The organism is Rhodococcus sp. NPDC057135, from assembly GCF_042670865.1.
Lineage (GTDB): Bacteria > Actinomycetota > Actinomycetes > Mycobacteriales > Mycobacteriaceae > Rhodococcus_F.
On record NZ_JBHUUU010000012.1, the window covers coordinates 190,675 to 213,001 of the forward strand.

17 protein-coding genes are annotated in these 22,327 nt (G+C 62.2%); 6 read left to right on the forward strand and 11 right to left on the reverse strand.

All coding sequences use genetic code 11. The features are described 5' to 3' along the window. Positions 1–6: 6 nt before the first annotated feature. From ACFT1A_RS22640 to ACFT1A_RS22655, 4 genes are all read right to left on the reverse strand, one after another. Complete coding sequence (locus tag ACFT1A_RS22640; RefSeq protein ID WP_378448850.1) at positions 7–420, reverse strand: HIT family protein; 414 nt, start codon at positions 418–420, stop codon at positions 7–9. A 66-nt stretch (positions 421–486) separates the two neighbouring features. Then, a complete protein-coding gene (gene purB / locus ACFT1A_RS22645) occupies positions 487–1,908 on the reverse strand; it encodes an adenylosuccinate lyase (RefSeq protein WP_378448851.1) in 1,422 nt (473 codons plus the stop codon). A gap of 55 nt (positions 1,909–1,963) precedes the next feature. Then, positions 1,964–2,569, reverse strand: a complete 606-nt coding sequence (locus ACFT1A_RS22650) for a TetR/AcrR family transcriptional regulator (protein WP_003945736.1) — start codon at positions 2,567–2,569, stop codon at positions 1,964–1,966. A 64-nt stretch (positions 2,570–2,633) separates the two neighbouring features. Beyond that, positions 2,634–3,794 (reverse strand): pyridoxal phosphate-dependent aminotransferase, encoded by a 1,161-nt coding sequence (locus ACFT1A_RS22655; protein WP_378448852.1) that lies wholly within the window; start codon positions 3,792–3,794, stop codon positions 2,634–2,636. Between the two features lie 162 nt (positions 3,795–3,956). On the opposite strand from ACFT1A_RS22655, the gene ACFT1A_RS22660 reads away from it, so the two are divergent. From ACFT1A_RS22660 to ACFT1A_RS22675, 4 genes are all read left to right on the forward strand, one after another. Then, positions 3,957–5,567, forward strand: a complete 1,611-nt coding sequence (locus ACFT1A_RS22660; RefSeq protein ID WP_378448853.1) for an ABC transporter substrate-binding protein — start codon at positions 3,957–3,959, stop codon at positions 5,565–5,567. A 54-nt stretch (positions 5,568–5,621) separates the two neighbouring features. Continuing rightward, the gene (locus ACFT1A_RS22665; RefSeq protein WP_378448854.1) at positions 5,622–8,990 is read left to right on the forward strand and encodes a serine hydrolase; all 3,369 of its coding nucleotides are present in this window, start codon (positions 5,622–5,624) and stop codon (positions 8,988–8,990) included. Positions 8,991–8,992: 2 nt separating this feature from the next. Beyond that, positions 8,993–10,408 carry a serine hydrolase domain-containing protein gene (locus tag ACFT1A_RS22670; protein ID WP_378448855.1) on the forward strand — a complete coding sequence of 472 codons (1,416 nt, stop codon included), beginning with the start codon at positions 8,993–8,995 and terminating at the stop codon, positions 10,406–10,408. A gap of 87 nt (positions 10,409–10,495) precedes the next feature. Next, complete coding sequence (locus tag ACFT1A_RS22675) at positions 10,496–11,881, forward strand: sensor histidine kinase (RefSeq protein WP_378448856.1); 1,386 nt, start codon at positions 10,496–10,498, stop codon at positions 11,879–11,881. Between the two features lie 3 nt (positions 11,882–11,884). On the opposite strand, the gene ACFT1A_RS22680 is transcribed toward ACFT1A_RS22675, so the two are convergent. Beyond that, entirely contained in the window at positions 11,885–12,559 is a 675-nt protein-coding gene (locus ACFT1A_RS22680; RefSeq protein ID WP_378448878.1) for a response regulator transcription factor, read from the reverse strand. 117 nt (positions 12,560–12,676) lie between these two features. On the opposite strand from ACFT1A_RS22680, the gene ACFT1A_RS22685 reads away from it, so the two are divergent. Further along, complete coding sequence (locus ACFT1A_RS22685; RefSeq protein WP_378448857.1) at positions 12,677–13,483, forward strand: phosphatase PAP2 family protein; 807 nt, start codon at positions 12,677–12,679, stop codon at positions 13,481–13,483. A 66-nt stretch (positions 13,484–13,549) separates the two neighbouring features. On the opposite strand, the gene ACFT1A_RS22690 is transcribed toward ACFT1A_RS22685, so the two are convergent. Further along, on the reverse strand, positions 13,550–15,400 hold the full coding sequence (locus tag ACFT1A_RS22690; protein ID WP_378448858.1) for an RNB domain-containing ribonuclease: 1,851 nt from the start codon (positions 15,398–15,400) through the stop codon (positions 13,550–13,552). Positions 15,401–15,488: 88 nt separating this feature from the next. Beyond that, positions 15,489–16,523, reverse strand: a complete 1,035-nt coding sequence (locus tag ACFT1A_RS22695; RefSeq protein WP_378448859.1) for an ABC transporter substrate-binding protein — start codon at positions 16,521–16,523, stop codon at positions 15,489–15,491. A 147-nt stretch (positions 16,524–16,670) separates the two neighbouring features. Between ACFT1A_RS22695 and ACFT1A_RS22700 the strand changes: the two genes are divergently transcribed. After that, entirely contained in the window at positions 16,671–17,126 is a 456-nt protein-coding gene (locus tag ACFT1A_RS22700) for a MarR family winged helix-turn-helix transcriptional regulator (RefSeq protein ID WP_378448860.1), read from the forward strand. Between the two features lie 6 nt (positions 17,127–17,132). On the opposite strand, the gene ACFT1A_RS22705 is transcribed toward ACFT1A_RS22700, so the two are convergent. The 4 genes from ACFT1A_RS22705 to purD form a co-directional block, all read right to left on the reverse strand. Continuing rightward, positions 17,133–18,074 carry an ABC transporter substrate-binding protein gene (locus tag ACFT1A_RS22705; protein ID WP_378448861.1) on the reverse strand — a complete coding sequence of 314 codons (942 nt, stop codon included), beginning with the start codon at positions 18,072–18,074 and terminating at the stop codon, positions 17,133–17,135. Positions 18,075–18,265: 191 nt separating this feature from the next. Then, positions 18,266–19,099 (reverse strand): helix-turn-helix domain-containing protein, encoded by an 834-nt coding sequence (locus tag ACFT1A_RS22710; RefSeq protein ID WP_378448862.1) that lies wholly within the window; start codon positions 19,097–19,099, stop codon positions 18,266–18,268. Between the two features lie 110 nt (positions 19,100–19,209). Beyond that, positions 19,210–20,778 (reverse strand): GMC oxidoreductase, encoded by a 1,569-nt coding sequence (locus ACFT1A_RS22715; RefSeq protein ID WP_378448879.1) that lies wholly within the window; start codon positions 20,776–20,778, stop codon positions 19,210–19,212. A gap of 242 nt (positions 20,779–21,020) precedes the next feature. After that, a complete protein-coding gene (purD, locus tag ACFT1A_RS22720; RefSeq protein ID WP_347871725.1) occupies positions 21,021–22,277 on the reverse strand; it encodes a phosphoribosylamine--glycine ligase in 1,257 nt (418 codons plus the stop codon). Between the last annotated feature and the right edge of the window lie 50 nt (positions 22,278–22,327).

Sequence of the window (22,327 nt, forward strand, 5' to 3'; positions counted from 1 at the left end):
GAACCGCTAGTTCAGTGCGTCGCGAATGACAGCAGCCGTGCTGTCGAGAATTGCCCGATTGGGTGTGCGAGGTAGTGCACGCAGGCCGAAGCCGTCGCCGCGATTTCGCGGAATGACGTGCAGGTGGACATGGAAGACTTCCTGCCCCGCAACAGCTCCGTCGGAGAGGTGCAGATTCACTCCGTCGATGGGGAGAGGCCCAGTACGCATCGCCGCGGCGATCTTCTGCGCGACCGCAAAGATCCTGGCACCGTCGTCGGCGTCGAGCGTGGACAATCCGCTGGCGTGACGCTTGGGCACGACCAGGAGATGACCGGACGTGAACGGCCGAATATCCATGAAGGCAAGGACATTCGCGTCGTCGTAGACGACACTCGCCTCGGCATCACCGGCGATGATGGAACAGAAGATGCAGTTCATGGTCTCCGCCCCTGTGCGCCTTTTTGGTAGTGGTGACTACCAAAAAGGCGCACGGGGGCGTAGCCCTTACAGGATCGGCGACGGCGCGTACGCCGCAGCTTCGGGGTTGGCGTCGACAAGTTTCCGGACCTCGGCGACAACGGCGTCGACCTGAGCAGACGCGGCGCCGACAAAGGCTGCCTTGTCGGCCAGAGCCTCGTCGAGTGCGGCGCGGTCGAGCGGCAGACGGTCGTCGGCGGCGAGGCGATCGAGCAGATCGGGCTCCTTGCCCTCTTCACGCATCGCGAGTGCAACTGCGACGGCGTTCTCCTTGATCGCCTCGTGTGCGGTCTCGCGTCCGACGCCGGCGCGCACGGCAGCCATCAGCACGCGCGTCGTGGCGAGGAACGGCAGGTACCGCGTCAGTTCCTTCTCGATGACGGCCGGGTAGGCACCCATCTCGATCAGCACGGTCAGGAAGGTCTCGAACATGCCGTCGATCGCGAAGAACGCGTCCGGCAGAGCGACGCGACGCACGACGGAGCAGAAGACGTCGCCCTCGTTCCACTGTGCACCCGCGAGCTCGGCTGCCATGGAGCCGTATCCGCGCAGGATCACCTGCAGTCCGTTGACGCGCTCGCACGAGCGGGTGTTCATCTTGTGCGGCATCGCCGAGCTGCCGACCTGGCCGGGCTGGAAGCCTTCGGTGACCAGCTCGTGGCCGGCCATCAGGCGGATCGTGTGTGCGAACGACGACGGGCCCGCGCCGACCTGGACGAGCGCGGAGATGACGTCGTGATCGAGGGAACGCGGGTACACCTGGCCGACGCTGGTCAGTACGTGCGCGAATCCGAGGTGCGCGGCGACCTTCGCTTCGAGCTGATCGAGCTTGGCCGCATCGCCGTCGAGCAGATCGAGCATGTCCTGAGCAGTACCCATCGGACCCTTGATCCCGCGCAGCGGGTAGCGGTCGATCAGCTGGCGCAGACGCGTCAGCGCGACGAGCAGCTCGTCGGCGGCGGAAGCGAAACGCTTACCCAAGGTGGTGGCCTGAGCTGCGACGTTGTGTGAGCGGCCGGCCATCACGATGGACGAGTACTCGGCAGCGCGCTCACCCAGGCGGGCGGCGACGGCGATGCCGTGGTTGTAGACGTGTTCGAGTGAACGCACGATCTGCAGCTGCTCGACGTTCTCGGTGAGGTCACGGCTGGTCATGCCCTTGTGGACCTGCTCGTGACCGGCGAGTGCATTGAATTCCTCGATGCGCGCCTTCACGTCGTGGCGGGTGACCCGCTCGCGGTCCGCGATGGACTCGAGGTCGACGTTGTCGATGACGCGCTCGTAGTCGTCGATGGCGTCGGCCGGAATGTCGATGCCCAACTCTGCCTGCGCACGCAACACCGCCACCCACAATTGACGCTCGAGCACGATCTTGTACTCGGGAGACCACAGAGCGACAAGCTCAGGGCTGGCGTATCGGTTGGCAAGGACATTCGGGATGCGGCTCACGAGGCCTCAGTCTAACGGGGGCCAAGCAGTGCTGTTACCCCCGATAGAGACCGAGCTAGACCGGCGGCGCCATCACGTCGATCGATTCCAAGAGCATTCCCCTGGCCAACCCCCGTGGGTCCGGGTCGTACTCCCCCAGAGCCGTGATCATCGCGCCGTCGACCATCGCAACGAGACGACGCAGTTGCCCCTCGGGAGCCGAGCGGCCCGAGCGTCGAAGCGCATCGGTCAACAGGTCGTCGAGCTGGGCGCGTAGGCGCAACTGCACGTCGCGAAGTGCGGGATGACGGGCACACGCGACAAATCGTTCGTAGCGCGAGATCAAACGCTCGCGGCTCTCCGGACGCTTCTCTTCGTCTCCGAGCAGCAGTTCGACCAGCAGTTCGACCGTTGATTCGGCGCCCCGCCGACGTTGGGTCACCGCAGCCACTCTGGCGCGCATTGCTTCCATGTCGGCGTTGCCGTTGAGCTCGACGGCGCACGCGATCAGATCGTCGAGTGAGTCGAAGTAGTACGTCGTCGAAGCCAGTGGAAGGTCGGCCCTGGTTGCCACCGCTCGGTGACGAACGGCGTCGAACCCGCCCTCCAGCAATAGTTCAGCAGCGGACGCCACCAGAGCTTGGCGACGTCGTTCGCCCTTGGGCGTAGCTGCAGAAGACACCACGACATCGTGCCAGCAGAGGGCACCTCCGCATGGCGAAACAGCTCGAAGACCCTGCTGTTTGTTACCCGAGCCACTTCTCGAGGCGAATCAGCGCCTCCTGGATGTCGGCTGTCGCGCCCGCGAACGAAAGTCTGACCATCCGGTTTCCGTGGACGGTGTCGAAATCGATTCCGGGTGCCAACGCGACCCCGGTATCTGTCAGCAACCGCGCACACCAAGCGGTGGCGCCCTCGTCACCGCACAGGTGGCCGATATCCGCGTAGACGTAGAACGCGCCGTCGGCAGGGGCCAACTCCGTGATGCCCAGTTTCGGCAGTCCGGTCAACAGCAGTTCACGATTGACTGCGTATCGCTGAACATGCCCGTCCAACTCGACCTTCGCCTCGTCCGAGAACGCCTCGATCGCGGCGTACTGCGAGATCGCGGGCGGACACACCGTCATGTTCGACGCGAGTCTCTGCAGCGGACGTCGCAGGTACGTCGGCACCAACATCCACCCGAGCCGCCAACCGGTCATCGAGAAGTACTTGGACACCGAGCCGATCACAACTGATTCGCGCGAGGTCTCCCAGGCGCTCGACGTGTGCTGATCGCCGTACCCGATGCCGTGGTAGATCTCGTCCGAGATCAGAAGGGTGCCGTGCTGCTCGCACCACGTCGCCAATGCAGCGAGCTCCTCGGGCGAGATCACCGTGCCCGTCGGATTTGCGGGGCTGGCGACGATCAGACCGGCAGGCGGCGACGGCAAAGCCTCGAGCATTTCCACCGTCGGCTGGTATCGAGTTGCCGGCCCGCAGTCGAGTTCGACGACGTTGCAGCCGAGCGCGGCAAGGGTGTTGCGGTACGCGGGATATCCGGGGCGAGCAACCACGACGGTGTCGCCCTCGTCGAACGCGGCGAGGAAGAGCAAGGTGAACGCCCCGGACGAACCGGTCGTCACCACCACGTCTTCGGCGTCGACGGCGATTCCCGAGCGTTCACTGTGGTAGCGCGCAATAGCTTCGCGCAGCGGCAGGATCCCGAAAGTCTCGGTGTATCCGAGTAGTTCGGTGCCGAGAATCTCTCGCGTCGCGCGCAACACCGGTGCAGGAGCGGGCGTCGACGGTTGACCGGCAGCCAACGTCAGGACGTCACCATGTGTCCGCTGACGTTCGGTCGCGGCCTTCCATACATCCATGACATGGAAGGTCTGGATATCTGATCGACGAGATTCTGAGCGCACACTCCGACGGTAGCCGAACCGTGGTGCGGCAAGAAACGACGACCACCCATTGTGACGATCCGACAGATTCAGGCACTCAGCATGAGTCGATTCAACGAGACCTGGGCCACGTCACTCGCGCAACATTGATCAACGACATCCTTCGATCAAAAGGTGCATCAGATGAAAGCTCGCTCAGTGCCCACCGCGGCTCTGGTCACGATCGGCGTTCTCACGGTTGCCTCGTGCGGAAGCACCTCTGATCCTGGCGGCAATTCTTCCGGCGATTACGCCAAGGACGGCAGCTTCACGACGATCGTGAACACCGACCCCGGCAACCTTCATCCCCTGATCACCAATCTGACTGCCACGCAGGCGATCAACAGCTATACCAACGACTCGTTGTTGGCCATCGACCCCAAAACCCGCGCAGCGGGCCAGTATCTGGCCGAAAAATGGAGCGAGAACGGAACTTCGCTGAACTTCACCCTCAAAAAGGGGATCACGTGTGAAGACGGCACGACCTTCACTGCCCAGACTGCAGCGAACAACATCAACTGGGTCGTCGACAAGACCAACGGCTCGCCGTGGTTGGGAGCATCCGTACCCGAAACTGCAGTAGCAACCGCTGATGGTGACGAGCTCACGATCAAGACAACGGAACCCGCGCCCTTCCTCCTCGAGCGCATCGGCGCTCTCAAGCTGGCGTGCCAGGCAGCGCTCGACGACCCTGCCAGTGTTCGAGGCAGCAGCAACGGAACCGGACTGTTCAAGATCACCGAAGTAGTGGCCAACGATCACGTCACGCTCGAACGCCGCGACGGATACAACTGGGGGCCGAACGGCGAAACCACGTCGGACACACTCGGAGTGCCCAAGACGGTCACGATCAAGGTCGTGACCGACGCCGCGACGACGGCGAATCTTGTCCTCACCGGAACGGTCAACGCGGCCCCGGTTGCCGGCGCGGATATCGAACGTGTGGAAGCTTCCGGCCTTGAATCGATGACGTCCAACACCCTGAGCGGACAGTTCATCTTCAACCACAATGCGGCTCTCCCCACCAAGGACGAGGCGGTACGCACCGCACTCGTACAGGCGATCGATCTCGACGATTACACGGACATCAACACCGGCGGCAAAGGCTCACGCGCTACGGCACTGGCAGTAGTCGATCCGCGGGCGTGCGACTTCGACAGCGTCACCGGTGTAGTTCCGAAGTTCGACATGGCCGCGGCGAAGAAGACTCTCGCGGACGCCGGTTGGAAGCCCGGATCCGACGGTGTCCTGACCAAGGACGGTCAAGCGCTGCAATTGACGGTCATCTTTGCCAACTACCGCGACACCACTTCTGCAGCAGCAGAATACGCAATGAAGCAGTGGCAGGAGCTCGGTGCGAAGGTAGAGCTTCGCGGCGGTGACAACAACTTCATCATCTCCAACACGTTCGCGGCGAAAGACCTGACGTCATGGTCGATCTCGATCGGACTGACCGTCCAGAGCGACACCCCCAGCATCTTCGTTCCGTACTTCGCCGGCCCCACCCCACCGTCGGGTGTCAACTTCGCGTCGATCGACAATCCGAAGTACACCGAACTGGCGGCGAAGGCCTCGGTTCTGCCCGGGCAGGAATCCTGCTCGGTTTGGAAGGAAGCGGAACAGGCACTGTTCACCTCGTCTGACGTCATTCCGGTGTCCACATCCCCGAACTTCATGTTCTTCAACGGCGCGACGTCCCTGTATGCACCGGTTGGCGGCACCCTGGCCGGCCCTGGCATCCGCGTTCTGAAATAAGCCGGAAGACAAAGCTTTACGTCTGCATCTATTTCTCCGATTCGAAGGATCTACATGACTGACCGTCCATTTGTTCTCGACGACCTCCACCGTGTGGTCACACCCACTGAAACCGCAATCTCTCCCGACGGCACCGTGGTCGTCTTCGTTCGCTCGGAAATAATTGCCGGAAAGGCAACTACATCATTGTGGGCGGTGTCCCGCGATTCCCAGGCTCGTCGCCTCACTGCCGGACCTGCCGATTCGGCCCCGCGGTTCTCTCCGGACGGAACGTCGATCGCCTTCCTCCGCAAGGTCGGCGACTCCGCACAGTTGCACCTGATCCCGCTCGCCGGCGGCGAGGCCGAAACCCTCACCACAGCAGCATCACTCCCCCTCGGTGCCGGCGCAGCGGCCTGGAGCCCGAACGGAAAAGCCATTGCATTCGCCGCCGTGGTCTCACGTTCGGACTCCACCGATCCGAATGCGCCCATCGTCACCGACCGACTCGGATACAAGGTGGACGGTGCCGGTTGGCTCGGCACCTTCCGGCGCCACCTGCACACCGTCGAACTGGAGACGAAGGCAGTTCGACGGCTCACCGACGGTGATTGGAATGCAGACGTTCCGTCCTGGTCACCGGACGGCAAGGCTCTCGCCTTCACCGCGAATCTGGAACCGGACAGCGATCTGAACCTCACGTTCAGCGCCTACCGCATCCTCGTCGACGATCTGTCGGTTCCGCCGCAGCAACTCGGTCACGCCACCGGGGTGCAGGGCTCGACGCTCTGGCACCCGAACGGAGATTCGGTTGTCGCCATCGGCACCCCCGAGGTCCGTGTCGGAACTGCAGACCTGATCCGTCTGTCCGTCCCCGGCCCTATCGAGACACCGGTCGACGTCACCCTCACCGCTCATCTCGATCGCAACGTGATGCCCGGCGCGCCCGGTTACCCCGGTGGCACACCGGCACTGTCGAACACCGGCGACGAGATCGTGTTCTGCCTGCGCGATCGCGGATGGACGCATCTGTACGCCGTCGACATCGAAACCGGCACCTCCCGCTCCCTCGTCGCCAATCCCAACGAGGTCGTCGCGGCGCTCTCCGTTGCCCGTGACGCGCGCGTCGCCTCCGTCATCGTCACCACACAGCAATCCTTCGGTGAGGTCGCACTCGTCGATCTGGACAGCGGCGCTGTCACCACGCTGACGAAATTCACCGCAGAAGCACTCCCCGAGGTGACCCTGTTTGCCGCCGAGGAACGCGAGTTCACCATCTCCGACGGCCGTACCGTGCACGGTTGGTTGCTGTCCGCTCCCGAAACCGATGGCGCCGCACCACTTCTGCTCGACATTCACGGTGGGCCGCACAACGCATGGACGGGCGTTGCCGACACCTATCACCCCGCCCACCAGGTTCTCGCAGCGCAGGGTTGGCGCATCCTGACCCTCAATCCACGTGGATCGGACGGGTACGGCGAGGACTTCATGTACGCCGTCAACGGCGCCTGGGGCACCTCGGACCAAGCTGACTTCCTCGAGCCGATCGACGCTCTTGTCGCCGAAGGACTTGTCGACGGGGACCGACTGGCGATCACCGGGTACAGCTACGGCGGATACAGCACCTGCCACCTCACCTCACAGACCGATCGCTTTGCCGCGGCTGTGGCCGGCGGGCTGATCTGCGATTTCAACGCCATGGCCGGAGTCTGCGATTTCGGTCCGCACCTCGCCTCACTGGCCACCGGAACGACTGTCCCCGAGAACTCCGCCAAACTCCTGGCTGCCTCGCCCCTCGCCTCCGTGAAGAACGTGGTGACTCCGACGCTGATCCTGCACGGAAAGTCGGACGAGCGGTGCCCGCTGGGTCAGGCCGAGGCCTGGTTCGCGGCGCTGCGCCAGCAGCACGTCCCCACCCGACTGGTGGCGTATCCCGGCGCGAGCCACGGTTTCCTCGTCAACGGCTCGATCGCGCACCGAATCGACTACAGCACACGGCTCATCGAGTGGGTGAAGCGCTACACCTCGGCGAAGCTGCCCAAGACCGGCCTGGCCAACGCGTCTGCCGGAGCCGATGCATGGAAGCGTTCACTCGACGTACTCTGTGAGCGTTACGGCGTCACCGGTGCTCAATTCGGTATTCTCACACTCGATTCCAGCGGTAAGGAAATCACCCGTACGACGGTGGCTTCCGGCGTGATCAATGCAGACACCGGGGTCGAGGTCTCCACCGACTCCCTGTTCCAGATCGGATCCATCACCAAGGTGTGGACCGCGATGCTGGTCATGCAGCTGGTCGACGAGGGCTTGCTGGACCTGGACGCAACCGTTCGGTCGATCCTTCCCGACTTCGCGCTGCAAGACGAGGAAACAGCCGCTCGCATCACGGTTCGCGCACTTCTGAACCATCGCAACGGAATCGACGGTGACCTCTTCATCGACAAGGGTCGCGGAGACGACGTCGTCGAACGCTACGTCGAGGGCCTGCGCGACTTCCGTCAGGTTCATCCCCTCGAGGACGGCTTCGCGTACTCGAACTCCGCGTACGTCCTTGCAGCTCGTATCGTCGAGGTCCTTCGCGGAGGCATCTGGGACGACATCCTCAAGGAGCGGATCATCGATCCGCTCGGCCTCGAGCACACACTCACGCTGACCGGAGATGCTCCGAGATACTCTGTGGCAGCAGGACATACGGGAAACTCTGTCGTGATGCCCGTCTGGCCGATCACGCGCTCGATGGGGCCGGCCGGCTGCATCACTGCCAGCATCGGAGATCTACTCACGTTCGCCGAACTCGGACTCCTCGAAGGACAGAGCGTCGGCGGCGTGCGGATCGTGTCGGAGGAATCAGCCGCCGCGATGCGTACACCCGAAATCGACATCAGCGATCTGTTCCCGGACAAGTCGGGTTGGGGCTTGGGCTGGTTCCACGAAACCTGGTCGGGCGAAGAAATTTTCGGGCACGACGGCAGCACCATCGGGCAGCATGCCTATCTGCGTATCTTCCCCCGCCACAATGTCGCGATCGCGCTGCTGACCAGCGGCGGCAAAGCAGACGGCCTCTACCGCGATCTCTTCACCGAAGCCGCGGCCGCGTTGGTCGGACTCGAACCTCCGCAAGCCCTCGCCCCGAACCCCGCGAGTGTGGAGTCGATTCCGGATTCGGTTCTGGGTAAGTACAGCTCGGGCGGAATAGCAATCGAGTTCCGTCGCGGAGAGTCCGCTGACGAAGCCGTGATCACCGTCATCGGCGACGTCATCCCGAATCCCGAGGAAGACGAAACAGCTCCGAAGAAGCCTGCAGCGGTAGCCACTCTCGTACCGTCGCAGATCCCCGGAACCTGGACCACCCGTCAACCGGGAGCCGCCGGTTGGACGACGGTACGGCCGCACCGCGACGGCGTGTACGTCGGATTCCGCTTCCTACCACGGGTTAACGCGTGACCATGACCGATACACCTACCATTGCGGAAACACAGAACGCCGAAACACAGAACGCCAGCGAACTCGAGGAATCAAAGATGCAAGAACAGCTTCAAGAACTCGTCGATCAGTGGAGGGTCGAGGCGAACATCCCCGGCGTCTCGGTCGGTATCGTGCACGGTGACAAGGACATCGTCGTCACCAGTGGCATCGAAAGCGTCGAAACCCAGCTCCCGGTCACCGACAAGACGATGTTCATGATCGGCTCCACCACAAAGGTGTTCGCCGCAACAGCCGCGATGGCACTCGTCGAGGACGGACTGCTCGACCTCGACACCCCAGTGGTCGAGTACGTACCCGAACTGACCTTCGCCGACGAAGAAGCCACCCGCACGGTCACGATGCGTCATCTCCTGACCCACACCGGCGGATTCACCGGCGACGCGGGCCTCTCGGCAGGCTGGGGCGAAGACGCCCTGGGACGCTCGGTTTCACGGCTGAACGAACTGCGACAAGAGTTCCCCGTCGGAGAAGTATTCTCCTACAGCAACTCCGGATTCGTTCTCGCCGGACATGTCGTGGCCAAGATCAGCGGACTGACCTTCGAAGAGCTGGTCAAGCAGCGTGTTCTGGACCCTCTGGAAATGAAGAATTCGGCGTTCCTGCCCTGGGACGTGATGACCCACCGATTCGCACTCGGCCACTACATCCGCGACGGTGTGCCGTTCGTATCCAACGAAACCGGACTGGACCGCGGCATGACGCCCTGCGGCGGAATGTGGTCCTCGGTGCGAGACCAGCTCGTCTGGGCACGCTACGCGCTGTCGGGCGAACACCCCGGCGAAGGGCAGCCACTCGACGAATCCACCCGGTTGCTGATGCAGAAGCCTCAGCGTCCCGCCGCGATGATGTTCGAGGAAGTCGGCCTGGGATGGCTGCTGACTCGATACGGAACCACGCAGGTCGTCCGGCACGGCGGAAACGTCAGCAATCTCCAGGTCTCCGAGTTCATGACGGTGCCCGAAAAGAAGTTCGCCGTCACCGTGCTGACCAACGCACTCGGCGGCGGAATCGGCAAGAAGATCGTCGACTGGTCCATGGCCAACCTCACTGAACTACCCGCGCCGGTATCCCTCGACGTGGTCGAGCCCGAACCCGCTGCCGTCGACGCAGTCCTGGGCAAGTATCAGGCAGGCTCGCTGACGATGACCGTCGCCCCCGGTGACGAGGGAATCGGCATCCGGATGGGTAGCGCGCAGGATCTCGGCGAATACGAGGACATCGTCTGGCCGCCGGCGATCCCGATCGCCTTCGTCAACGACCATGACTTCGCTGCGCGGGCCGACACCACCCGGGCGTTGGGACGCTTTGTCACCGATGACACCGGACGCGCCGTGATGCTCGAATTCGGCGGCCGTACCGCCAAGCGAGTGGCGTGATCCTGTAGACGGGTGACGCGGTCCGATTACGGGACCGCGTCACCCGTCTTCGTAAAAGCACAGCTGCGAAGGTACAGACTGGACGCCATGAACTTCATCGGCGAGTCGATTCTGCACCCGTCCCGGTGGAGCGTGCGTGCCCGTTCGACCGTGGCATCGACGCTCGTGATCGCCTTCTGCCTGGTGATCGCCGGGCTTGCACTGGTTTTCGTACTGGCGAACTCCCTGCATCTGTCCGCGCTGAACAGCTCCGAAGCTCGCGCCACGCAGTTGGTCCAGCAACTCAACGGAAAGAACCCGGCCGATCTCGACCCTTCGCTTCTGTCCACAGACAGTCAGATCGGAATCGTGCAGATCGTCGACGCCGATCACCGAATAGTCGCCCAATCTCCCGGAACCGAGAGTGGCCTTCTGTCCGAACAGCTTCTCGGCCCTGACGAGTCGGACACCTTCGGACGGGTGAAAGAGTCGGACAACGAGGACTACTGGCTGGTCGGACGCGGCGCTCGGACGCCGACCGGACCGGTCACCGTCTTCGTCGGTGCCGACCGCGAACCGGTTGAAACCGTGGTCATCACCGTTGCCGTTCTGCTGGCCATCGTCGGCCCTCTGGTTCTGGCGCTGGCCGCATTTGCCACCTACCGCCTGGTCGGTTCGGCCCTCGCTCCCGTCGAACGCATACGCGCTCGGGTGGCCTCGATTTCGAGTCGACAGGGTGAACGAGTACCCGTCCCTGCTGGGAACGACGAGATAGCCCGGCTGGCAACAACAATGAACGACATGCTTGCGCGCCTCGACGAAGGCGCACTGGCCCAGCAACGATTTGTCAGCGACGCCTCACACGAATTACGTAGTCCGCTGTCCACGATCACGACGGCTCTCGAACTGGCACACCGTCGCCCGGATCTCCTCGACGACGCGTTGATCGAAGACGCACTACTTCCCGAGGTGCGCCGGATGCGGCAGTTGATCGAGGATCTGTTGATTCTCGCGCGCTCGGACGAAAGCGAACTCGAAAAGATCAGTACCTCCGTCGATGTCGACCTCGACGACATCTTGTTCGCCGAGAAGAAGAGGATCGACGGTTTCTCCGAGGTCAAGGTCACCGCTGCCGTGGCTCCGGTTCGCGTCTCCGGAGACCCCCGAGCGTTGAGGCGAATGGTACGCAACCTGGTCGACAACGCGGTGCGGCACGCCGAGACTCTCGTGCATCTCGAGTGCACCGAAGTCGGCCACGACGCCCACATCGTGATCGAGGACGATGGGACCGGAATCCCTGCAGCAGAACGCGAACGAATCTTCGGACGCTTCGTCCGCCTGGACCAACCACGGTCGAGACAAGGAGGTGGGTCCGGACTTGGACTCGCCATCGCGTCGGAAATCGTTGCGGCGCATCTCGGAACCATCACCGTCAGCGAAAGAGTGGGCGGCGGAAGTCGATTCGAGGTGACAATTCCGGTACCGAACGACTGAGGATCAGGCAGTCCCGACAAAGCGGTACCCGACACCTCGAACGGTTTCGATGCTGTGAGTTCCGAACGGCAGGTCGACCTTCTTACGTAGGTAACCGATATAGACCTCGACGATGTTCTCGTCACCTTCGTAGTTGCGGTCCCAGACGGAGCGGACGATCTCGCTCTTGGTGACCACAACTCCGTTGTTGCGCATCAGGAACTCGAGAACGCTGTACTCACGTGGCGTCAAGGTCAATTCGCTTCCCGCTCGGCTCACCAGATGTTTGGCGGGGTCGAGGGACAGGTCTCCTATTGCGAGTATCGCCGGACGTTGCGGAGCGCCGCGCCGCACCAGAGCGCGCAGCCGCGCGAGGAGGACGACAAACGAGAAGGGCTTGACCAGATAGTCGTCGGCGCCGAGGTCGAAAGCATCAGCGAGGTCGTATTCGCCGTCCTTCGCGGACAGCATCAGGATCGGCGTCCAAATCTCCCGGGCGCGTAGGTCCCGCACGATGTCGTATCCATGTTTACCCGGCAACATGATGTCGAGAACTATCACGTCGAATTCGTCATTGCAGGCAGTCGCGAATCCGTCGTCCCCGTTGAGTTCGACGGCGGTCACAAACCCCTCGGCCACGAGTCCCCGCCGGATCGTCTCGGCCAGGCGCACTTCGTCTTCGACCACCAGTACTCGCACCACCGGCCCCGTTTCGTCGACACACAGTTGTTCGGATGCACCCAGTAGAGCAGACGGTTGGCCCATGACCGAGTTCCGTTCAGCGTTTCTTCAGCTTCGGATCGTCACACTGCATTCATGCCTGCAACTGTGTCGACCGTGCGAAACGTGGTCACCGAAGTCCTGACCGAAAGCACTACCGCGGAAATTGCGGTTGCCGCAATCGTGGTAGCCGCAGCACTGTTCGCGTTCGGTTCGATCTACCGAGCATCCAGCGTTCGGTCTACAGTCCTCCGCACGTGCGGACTCGTGCTTGCACTGGTGACGCTGTCGATCCAGGTATATCGAAACGGGTGGTTGACGAGATTCGACGGGCCGGTAACCGACTGGATGGTCGATCATCGGAGCGGCGCCCTCGACCAGATCGCGGTCGCAGTCACAGATCTCGGCAGTCCTGTCGCCACCGCATTGCTCGGGATCACTTGCGGCGTGCTCATCTCGTGGCGAGCGCGTTCGGTAGTTCCAGGCTTGATCGTGATCGGAACCGTTGGCGGTGCAGCGGTTGCCAGCACAGTCATCAAGGCGCTGGTAGGTCGCGAACGTCCGCCGACCAATATCCAGGTACTTCTCGAGACCGGCCACTCGTTCCCGTCCGGTCACGTGACCGGCACTGCAGCGCTGTTCGGCATCGCGGTTCTCGTTGTGAGCATCGACCGAACACCGGCCGTCAAACGCCTTCTGATGCTCCTCGCCGTGACGGTCACCTTCCTCGTCGCGCTCACTCGCCTCTACTTGGGAGCGCACTGGCTCACCGACGTCATCGGCGGAGCCATTCTCGCGACGCTTGCAGTCACTGTGGGCGGGGCAGTATTCCTATCCCTTGACGGACACACCCGCAGGCCTCGCCATGCCCAATCTGAGACTCGAGACAGGGCATTCGTATGACACTCGCCTGCACCAGCGGAGCTCTGAATCCGGTACTCTGCGGTAAACCTCATCAACAATAGTTGGCTAACTACTTGTCGATTGAAGTGTGTCGACCGCGGACTGCTCGAAACTCCGGATTTGATTTAGAAGCGCGTGGGCGGCACGCTCCTTGGCGAGTCCGCGTCGGTAACCCACGCCGACTGCTTCCTGTCCCAGACCGATTGCAGTGCAACGAAAAATCGGCGACTGGTCGTCAGTACTGACGTCCTCCGTGTGGAACGTCGCATTGGGCCGATTGGATTGCGAAGCGCGCCAGGCAAGGTTCTTGAACATCGACGGCGGACCGTCGAAACCGAGATCGCTGAGTATCGACGGAAATACCGGGTCCTCGGCGATATCGACGTAATCCGCACGACCGAGGAGTGCCTGGACGCCAGTCCATGCGGCAGCGTGGCGCACCCCTTTCCTCGTTTGTACGGCCGGGCGGTCCATTGACGGATCGGCGTCAAGCACGCTCCATTCCGTCGCAAATCCGTTCAACAAGACGCGACACGCACACGCTGCCGTGTTGATCGGTGCGTCCGGCCGTGTGAATTCGAACTCGATCGAGATGTCGGCCCGCAATGCGAGATTCTTCAGGAGTTCGTGGACGATATCCGGCCGATTCGCCCGCATCCAGGGAATCATCTCCTCCTGCAATGTTTCCCACTTGTCCCCAGCGCTGAGCAGGAGATCGAAATCATGCCATGAAAGCAGACCTGCTGCTCGCCGCTCGCGAAACTCTTCGAGTACCAATGTCGGTGCTGATCTGTGAGAGATTGGCGCGTCGACAGTTGCTCGCGAGCCCTGCGCGAGTTCGCGGCCAGAATGAATACCCGCACGGGAGAATGACCGAAGGTCATGCTTGGCGCTTCCGACGCTGTAAACGACGGGGGAAGAGCTACTGCGGAGAGATTTGCCGAGTCGGATCAGACTGTCTTCATCGTAAGGCGACGGCTGCCCTTCGATTTCTGCCAGCACCACACGCTGATTGACGAGACTGTCGTACCGTCGCAGGGGGTTGCTGATCTGACCGTGAGCGCCGATAGTGCTCGAAGCGAACATGTACCCTCCAGAAACTCCGCGCAGGAATTTCAAGCCCCGTTTCACCGCCCACCGCGTGGCAGCAAGATTCGCCGCAGTCGCAATCTCCGCCACGATTTGTTGTGCGGCTACTTGTTGCACACCTCCTCCGGTCATCTGTTGAACGACGCTATGCATCGGGACCAACGATTGGTATACGAGGTTCTTTTCCGCTCCCGTTGTGAGAAGGTGATCGGCATCGCGATGGGTTACCACCACTATCTGCCCCTGGGAAATGATCGTTCGTCTCAGTTCGGTCGATTCGACGCGCAGCCCATCTAGGCTCAGAATCATCGAGACCACTAGTGCTGATCCGGAAAACCCCGGTGCCAGTGACCATTCCGTTTCCAAACCGCTCGGGAGCATTCCGACGCGCCGCCCTGCGGGGGCCGTCACACGAACACGCGACCGCGCTTCGAAGTCAACACATCCGTCGACCAGGACCGCATCTGCGACAGCCGGCGAGCATAGTTCGACGAGCCAACGTCGATCGGGTAGCTGACGGACTCGGATCGCGTCGTCGCGAAATCTGGTTCCTTCGTCATCGATTGCCAGCCAGACCCCGTCACCGACCAGCGCAGGAGAATCATGGCGAAGACCCCGCGCAATGGCATTCCGCAACGCCGTTGCAGACAATCCCGACTGGCTCAGCAGCACCGCCCAAGACTCACCAGCATTGTGCGCTTCGGCCAACGCACTGTCGCGATCCGCCAACGCGGTAGCGAGCGCTGTCCGAGCACGACCGACAGCACCGACAAGGTCACGAAGCCGTGGCCGCGTCGGGGACTGACCCCCACCGTCATCGATTTCCATGGCCGCGACTGTATTAGTACCCACTGACAAATTGTGTCCGCCGACACGACGCAATCCAGTGGATTGTGCAAACCATCCCTGACACGGCCTACTGCTGCAGTGTGCTCTGCAGAACCTTCAGCACTTCACGAGCCGCAGTCGGCCCGGTATTGAGGTAGAAGACGCCATCGTCAACAGCGACGGCGTGATTGGCGACCACACCACGTAACTGCGCCCACAACGGCGCGTTCGTCAACGTCGCCGGGTCCCCGCCCTGCACTCCGTAGAAGATCCAATCAGCGTCCGCCACGTTCAACTCTTCCTCACTGATGTCTCGGGAGGTGTCGTCGAATTGCTGTGACTCCGGACGCGTCAGGCCCGCATCCTGGGCGATACTGCCGGTGAACGACGGAATGCCGAAGATGCGCAGCCGATTTCCGTTCTGGCGGGTGAACGACACCGTCGGCGGCGACGAGAGGGAAGCACCGAGGGCTGCGGCATCCGCATTGAAGGTGTCCAGTAGTACCGTCGCCTGCTGTGTCTTGCCGATTCCGTCCGCAACGAGCAGGAAGTCCTGCTTCCAGTTGACGCCGGTCCCCTGCGTTGCCACGGTGGGTGCGATCGCCGAAAGCTGGTCGTACAGCGAATCAGCATCCTTCCCTGCAACATTCATCAAGATCAGGTCAGGATCGAGCTTGACGATCGCTTCGAAGTTCGGTGTGAAGCGCCCACCTGCGTCGACGACATCACCTAGCTGAGTTCGGTATTCGGGGTATGCGGCCGACAGGTACGGCGGCACCAGGTCCGCACCGTCACCACGCGTCGAACCTGCCGGCACGACACCGAGGGACAGAAGCGCGTCGGCCTGTCCGGTCGAGATCACCACAACCTTCTGCGGCTGTGATTCGATCGTGGTGTCCCCTTTGAAGTGTGAGACGGTGCGGGGAAATTCGCCGTCCGACTTCCCGCTCCCCATGCCGGCCGGGACTTCTCGCGGAGCGACAAACGCAGAGTCGGTCGGCGCCGACGCTCGGATCTCAGTATCTGCTGTCGAGGCGTCCTCACTCGAGCAGCCACTGAGAGTCGCCACCAAGGCCAGTGCGCCGATCAGCAGTGCACTGCGTGACTTCTTTCGAAAATTCATGATCGTGTCCCGTACGTCGTGATGCATGACAGAGTCGTCCTCCGTCACGGTTAGGTGACCCTACCCTTTGGGGAACTGTAAACTATATCTGTGTCAGATACAGTTCCAGGGCGCGGATCAGACGGGATTGATCGCTACTCTGATCGCGTGCCCACCGCAGAAGAAGCATCGAGATCAGTCATCGCTGCGGCCTTCGAATTACGTCGGGCGCTGCGCGAATACATGGACGCATCGGGCACCGACGCGACGTTGCCCGAGGCACAATCCGAAGTACTTCACGATGTTGCGCACCATCCGGGCACTCGCATCGGGGCTGTCGCAGATCGCCTCTCCAGACGCCCGAACACCGTCAGCACACTGGTGCGCACACTCTCCGACAAAGACCTGATCGAGCGACGGCCAGATCCCACGGACGGCCGAGTGAGCACGCTTTACGTGAAGGACGAGCGAAGCGCGCGACGGGACCGTCGGTCCGAACTACGCATCGGTGTCCTCGCCGGAGAACTGGAGTCCCTCGACGAGGGCGACCTCGACACATTGTCCGCTGCCATCGACATCCTCGACCGGGTCAATCGAGCATTGCGAGATCACGCACCGCGGTGACGCTGCTCAGGTGACTTTCCCGCTCTTCTCGTAGACGTCGGCAAAACGCTTCATCTGCTCCGTGATGCCCGTCAGGCTGTACCCCGTACGAAGTTCGACCGACGCAACCTGACCCGAAACCACAGCGGGAAGCCTGGTGAAAGTCGGCGAATTGAGCTCCGGTGCATCCGACCAAGTCGGCGGAATCAGGAGGAGATCAGCCGGAAAGACGCCCGGCTCTTCCCAACTCGCCGATGCCCAGAAACCGTCCTCGCTGTCGAGCTTGGCGAATTCGACGCCCATCGTTTCGAGAATACTTCCGAGCGGAGTCCATCCCGGCACCGCGTAGTCAAGGCTCGACTCCAACGGAATCACGTATGCAACAGAGATATTCGACCGCGAAGTGGCCAAGTCACGCACCCGATCACCGAGTGCACTCAACTCTTCCCGTTTCGCCGCGTAGACCGGCGAGGTGTCGGTGCCGCCGATACCCTGGACCAACGAACTGAAGCTGTCCAGCGCCGCCTGCGCCCCGTCGGTGATCTTGACGCCGGCAATGGGAGCAACCTCTTCGACGCGAGCGATATCGTCGCCCCAGATGCTGCCGAAGTTCCCACCGTTGTACGAACTCCAGATGTCGATGACGAGATCCGGGTCCACTGCCAGGAGTTTCTCGGCACTGATATCTGTGTCGGTCTCGCTGACATGGGCGATTCCGCTGAAGTCGAATGCATTCAACGTGGATTCGTCGAGCCTGGAGAATCCGATGATGCCGACCGGAACGACGCCGTATTCGAGTAGCACCGGCGCGGTGTCCGCCGTCGCCACAATGCGTTCGGGGACCTTGTCGAGCGAAATCTGCTGCCCACGCGCATCTACATACGTCCACGCTTCACCGTCGGACTTCGTGTCGGTCGTCGAGGTGCCACACGCTGCCAGCACCGCCGAAAGTGCCACTGCCACAGCCATGAAGATGGCCCTGCTACCGCGTTGGGAACGCGGCGCAACAAAATCGATCACTTCTGCCCCATGCTGTCGAGCGGGTTTCGAGAGGACCCCGAACCCGGAAAGTAAAGTAAGCCTCGCCTACATGGCTAACGGCAGAGCGGATCAGGAGTTGACGCAATCGCGGAGTTTTGTCAAAGAATATCGAAATCCGATCAGCGGTCCGCGTTCTTTCGAAATGCCATCGGCGTGACACCTGTGGACTGCTTGAAGGCGGCGACGAAACTACTCGGCGTCGAGTATCCGATCTGCTCTGCCACATCGGCCACCGCACTACCTTGGCCGAGCAGGGACATCGCCACGTTCATCCGAAGCAGCACGCGCCACTGGCCGAAACTGACGCCGGTATCTACTTTGAATCGACGAGCCAAAGTGCTGGTACTGACACCGATCTCGTTCGCCCAGTCTTCGAAACTGCGTGGATCGTCCGGTTGGGACAACAGGTCGCGCGCAATCCGGCCGACCGGCCCCGAATCGGGAATCTTCATCGCTCCGCGCTCGTCGCCGGGAACAACGAGGTCGAAGAACACTCGCTCGGCGCGGCGCCTCGCTTCGTCCGGCATCTCGCGAGCACTCAGATGCAGAAACAACTCGTACAGAAGCGGCGTGCCGTGCACGGCAACCGGGCGATCACCGAGCGAAGGTCCCTGCCCTACAGCGCAATACACGGTCAAGAATTGCGCACCCGCGGCAACGCGTACCGAGTGCCGAACCAGCGCCGGTATCCACAGCCCTCTGCCCGGCAGCAACGTCCACATCTGAGCGCCCGAGCGTACAACCACAATGCCGGAACGAGGGAACAGAATCTCGTTCGATCGGTGTGCGTGGGTTTCCCACGTCACCGGCTGATCAGCACTCGACGCACCACCCCACAGAACCAAATCCTCGGGCTCGTCGTCTAATTCGTGTTCGGATACCACCAACTCGTCGTTCGACGGCACGCCCCACCGGAGCCAATCACCGTCGATCTCGGATTTTGTCCGCCTCACGTCTACATCCCTGGATCGAGCGTCGTCTGTCCAGGTGACTGTAACCGCTACCCACGCCGAACAGGTGCGGTGGAAGTCGATCCCACCGCACCTGACCGCGGGTTGCCGCTCTAGTTCATGTCGTTCGCGATGATGTTCTCGATATTCCGTTCGGCCAGAGCGGTGATAGTGACAAACGGGTTGACTCCGACATTGCCCGGAACGAGGGATCCGTCCATGACGTACAGACCCGGGTACTCCGGCAGACGACCGTAGCCGTCTGTCGCCTTGCCGAGCACACAACCGCCGAGGGGGTGGTACGTCAACTGGTCGCCCCACGTCTGCGTCGGGCCGAAGAGGTCGGTCCGGTAGATCGTGCCTTCCTTCTTGTTGATCTTGTCGAAGAGCTTCTTCGCCATGTCGATCGACGGCTGGTTCTGCGAACGCTGCCAGTTCAAACCGACTTTGCCTGTTGCCGAGTTGAATTGGAACTGAGCACGTTGCGGATTCTTGGCAATCGCCAAGTACAGGCTGACCCACAGTTCGGTACCGGCCGGGAAGGGTGCGATTTCCGCGAAGACAGGTGCGGATGCATCGGCCCAGTTGTCGATACCCATCACCGGGATCGCAGACTGCTTCGCACCGGTCGCGTCCCACATGTGATTGGCGCGCCCCACCATCACGTTGCCGTTGTGACCCCATTCCTGGCCCACAGCACCCGGCAAATTCGCCAGCTGCCCTTGCGCTTTCATCGCGACCAGGAGCTTACTGGTGCCGATACTGCCGGCTGCGAAGAAAACCTTGTCGGCCGTCACCGTCTTGGTGCCGACGGTGTTGCCCTGCTCGTTGATCTGATTCATCACCACTTGATAGCCACCGCCGGTCGCGGCCGGGGCAACCGAGGTCACGACGTGCAGAGCTGAGATGGTGAGCTTGCCGGTGGCGGATGCCGCAGCGAGGTACGTCTTGTCCAGAGACTTCTTTCCCGCGTTGTTGCCGTAGATGACCTCACTGACCAGGGCGGACTTGGTGACCTGGCCGGCAGCTTCCTGCTTCATGTAGTTGAAGTCATAGACATTCGGCACGAACGTTGTTGTGTAACCGGATCTCTCAGCGGTCTTTCGCCCGGTCCGCGCGAACTTGTAGTACTCGGTCGATTCGAACCATGCCGGGTCGATGTTGTTGACTCCGAGCGCGGCGTTGGCCCGCGGGAAATACGTCGAGTACATCTCGTTGGAATCGACCCCGGGCAGGATCTCTTCGAAGTAGTTGCGCTTGGGTGTGACAGCCATACCGCCGTTGACCAGCGACCCACCGCCGACCCCTCGGCCCTGGTAGACCTTGATCCCGCCGAAGTCCTCGGCGTCGAGGACACCGACGTACCGGCTGATGTTCTTGTCCACCGAGCCGCCGGAGAAGTGTGAAACCGGTTGAACTGTACGGTCTCTGAGCCAGAAGGATCGACCGTCGGGCGAGAGCATCGGGCAGAAGATCTTGCCGTCGGACCCTGGTGTGGTCCACGACTTCCCCATTTCGACCATGTGTGTGTCGATGCCGGCCTGCGTCAACCGAAGTGCCGCAACGGCCCCGCCGTATCCGCTCCCGATCACAAGCGCGGGGACACGGTCTCCGTCGTTCAATGCTCGCCTGGGCGCAGCGGCCGCCGTAGTCCACGAGGACGAGAGCGCAGCGGCGCCCACAGCTAATCCTGTTGCTGCCAAGAAGTTTCTACGCGAGAGCGTGGAATTGGTACGTGCGTGCCGTTCGTTGGATCCAGCGCGAATGCTCAAGTGTGCCCTTCTCTTTCCGTGACCCCCGCGCTGAGATATACCGGGAGAAACCGAACGAGAAGTCCATACTCGTGGGTAACTTCGAGGAACCGTTGATTTTCCACGAAAAGGGCCGATGAACAGAAAGTTCACCGGCCCTCCGAAAGAACGAGTCAGGGAATTGAGATACGACCTTCGACGGCGCCGAGTCCGATGTCCTTGCGGAAATGACCGCCGGGAAGCTTGACGTCGGCGATCTTTGCGTAGGCGTCGTCACGAGCTTCGGTCAGGTCCTTGCCCACCCCGACAACACTCAGCACACGTCCACCGGCCGAGACGACGGCACCGTCTTCACGCTTCTTGGTACCGGCGTGCAGGACTCCGTCGGCGTCGGCTCCGGTGATCACGTCGCCGGTGCGCGGGGTTGCCGGGTAGTTCTCGGCAGCAATCACGACCGTGACGGCGGAACCGTCGCGCCACTGCAACGGACCGACCGAATCGAGGGTTCCGGTCGAGGCTGCATTGAGTAGACCGCCGAGCGGCGTTTCGAGGAGAGCAAGCACGGCCTGAGTTTCGGGGTCACCGAACCGGCAGTTGAATTCGACCACGGCCGGGCCGTCGACGCCGATCGCGAGACCAGCGTAGAGAAGGCCGGAGAAGCTGCTACCGCGCGCCACCAACTCGGCAGCGACGGGCTTGACCACGTCGTCGACGATCTGCGTGACCATCTCGTCGGGCAGCCACGGCAACGGTGTGTACGCGCCCATGCCGCCGGTGTTGGGTCCGGAATCGCCGTCGCCGACGCGCTTGTGGTCCTGCGCCGGGAGCAACGGGATCACGGTTTCGCCGTCGACGAGGCAGAAGAGCGAAACTTCCGGACCGTCGAGGAAGGACTCGAGGAGAACCGGGTGTCCGGTCTCGAGCAGTTCAGCGGCGTGATCGCGCGCGGCGAGACGATCCGTCGTGACGACAACGCCCTTGCCTGCAGCCAGTCCGTCGTCCTTGACCACCCAGTTCGGTCCGAAGCGGTCGAGTGCGTCGTCGAGCTTTGCCGGATTGTCGACGATCTCGCTGTGTGCGGTCTTGACGCCGGCGACAGCCATCACGTCCTTGGCGAAAGCCTTCGAGCCCTCGATGCGGGCGGCGTCGGCCGACGGCCCGAAGCAGGCGATACCTGCTGCGCGCACCGCATCTGCGACACCGAGAACCAGGGGAACCTCGGGTCCGATGACGACGAGGTCGGCCTCGACTTTCTTGGCCAGCGCGGTAACCGCGTCACCCGAAGCGACGTCGACGGGGTGCTGCTCGGCGATTTTTGCGATCCCGGCATTGCCAGGCGCGCAGATCAGGGCCGTGACACCTGGATCGCGAGCAAGAGAGAGAAGGAGGGCATGTTCACGGGCTCCGGAGCCGATTACTAGTACGCGCACGGGGAACAGACTACGGCCTGCGGTAACAGCGCTCTCGGAGTGCTACGGGT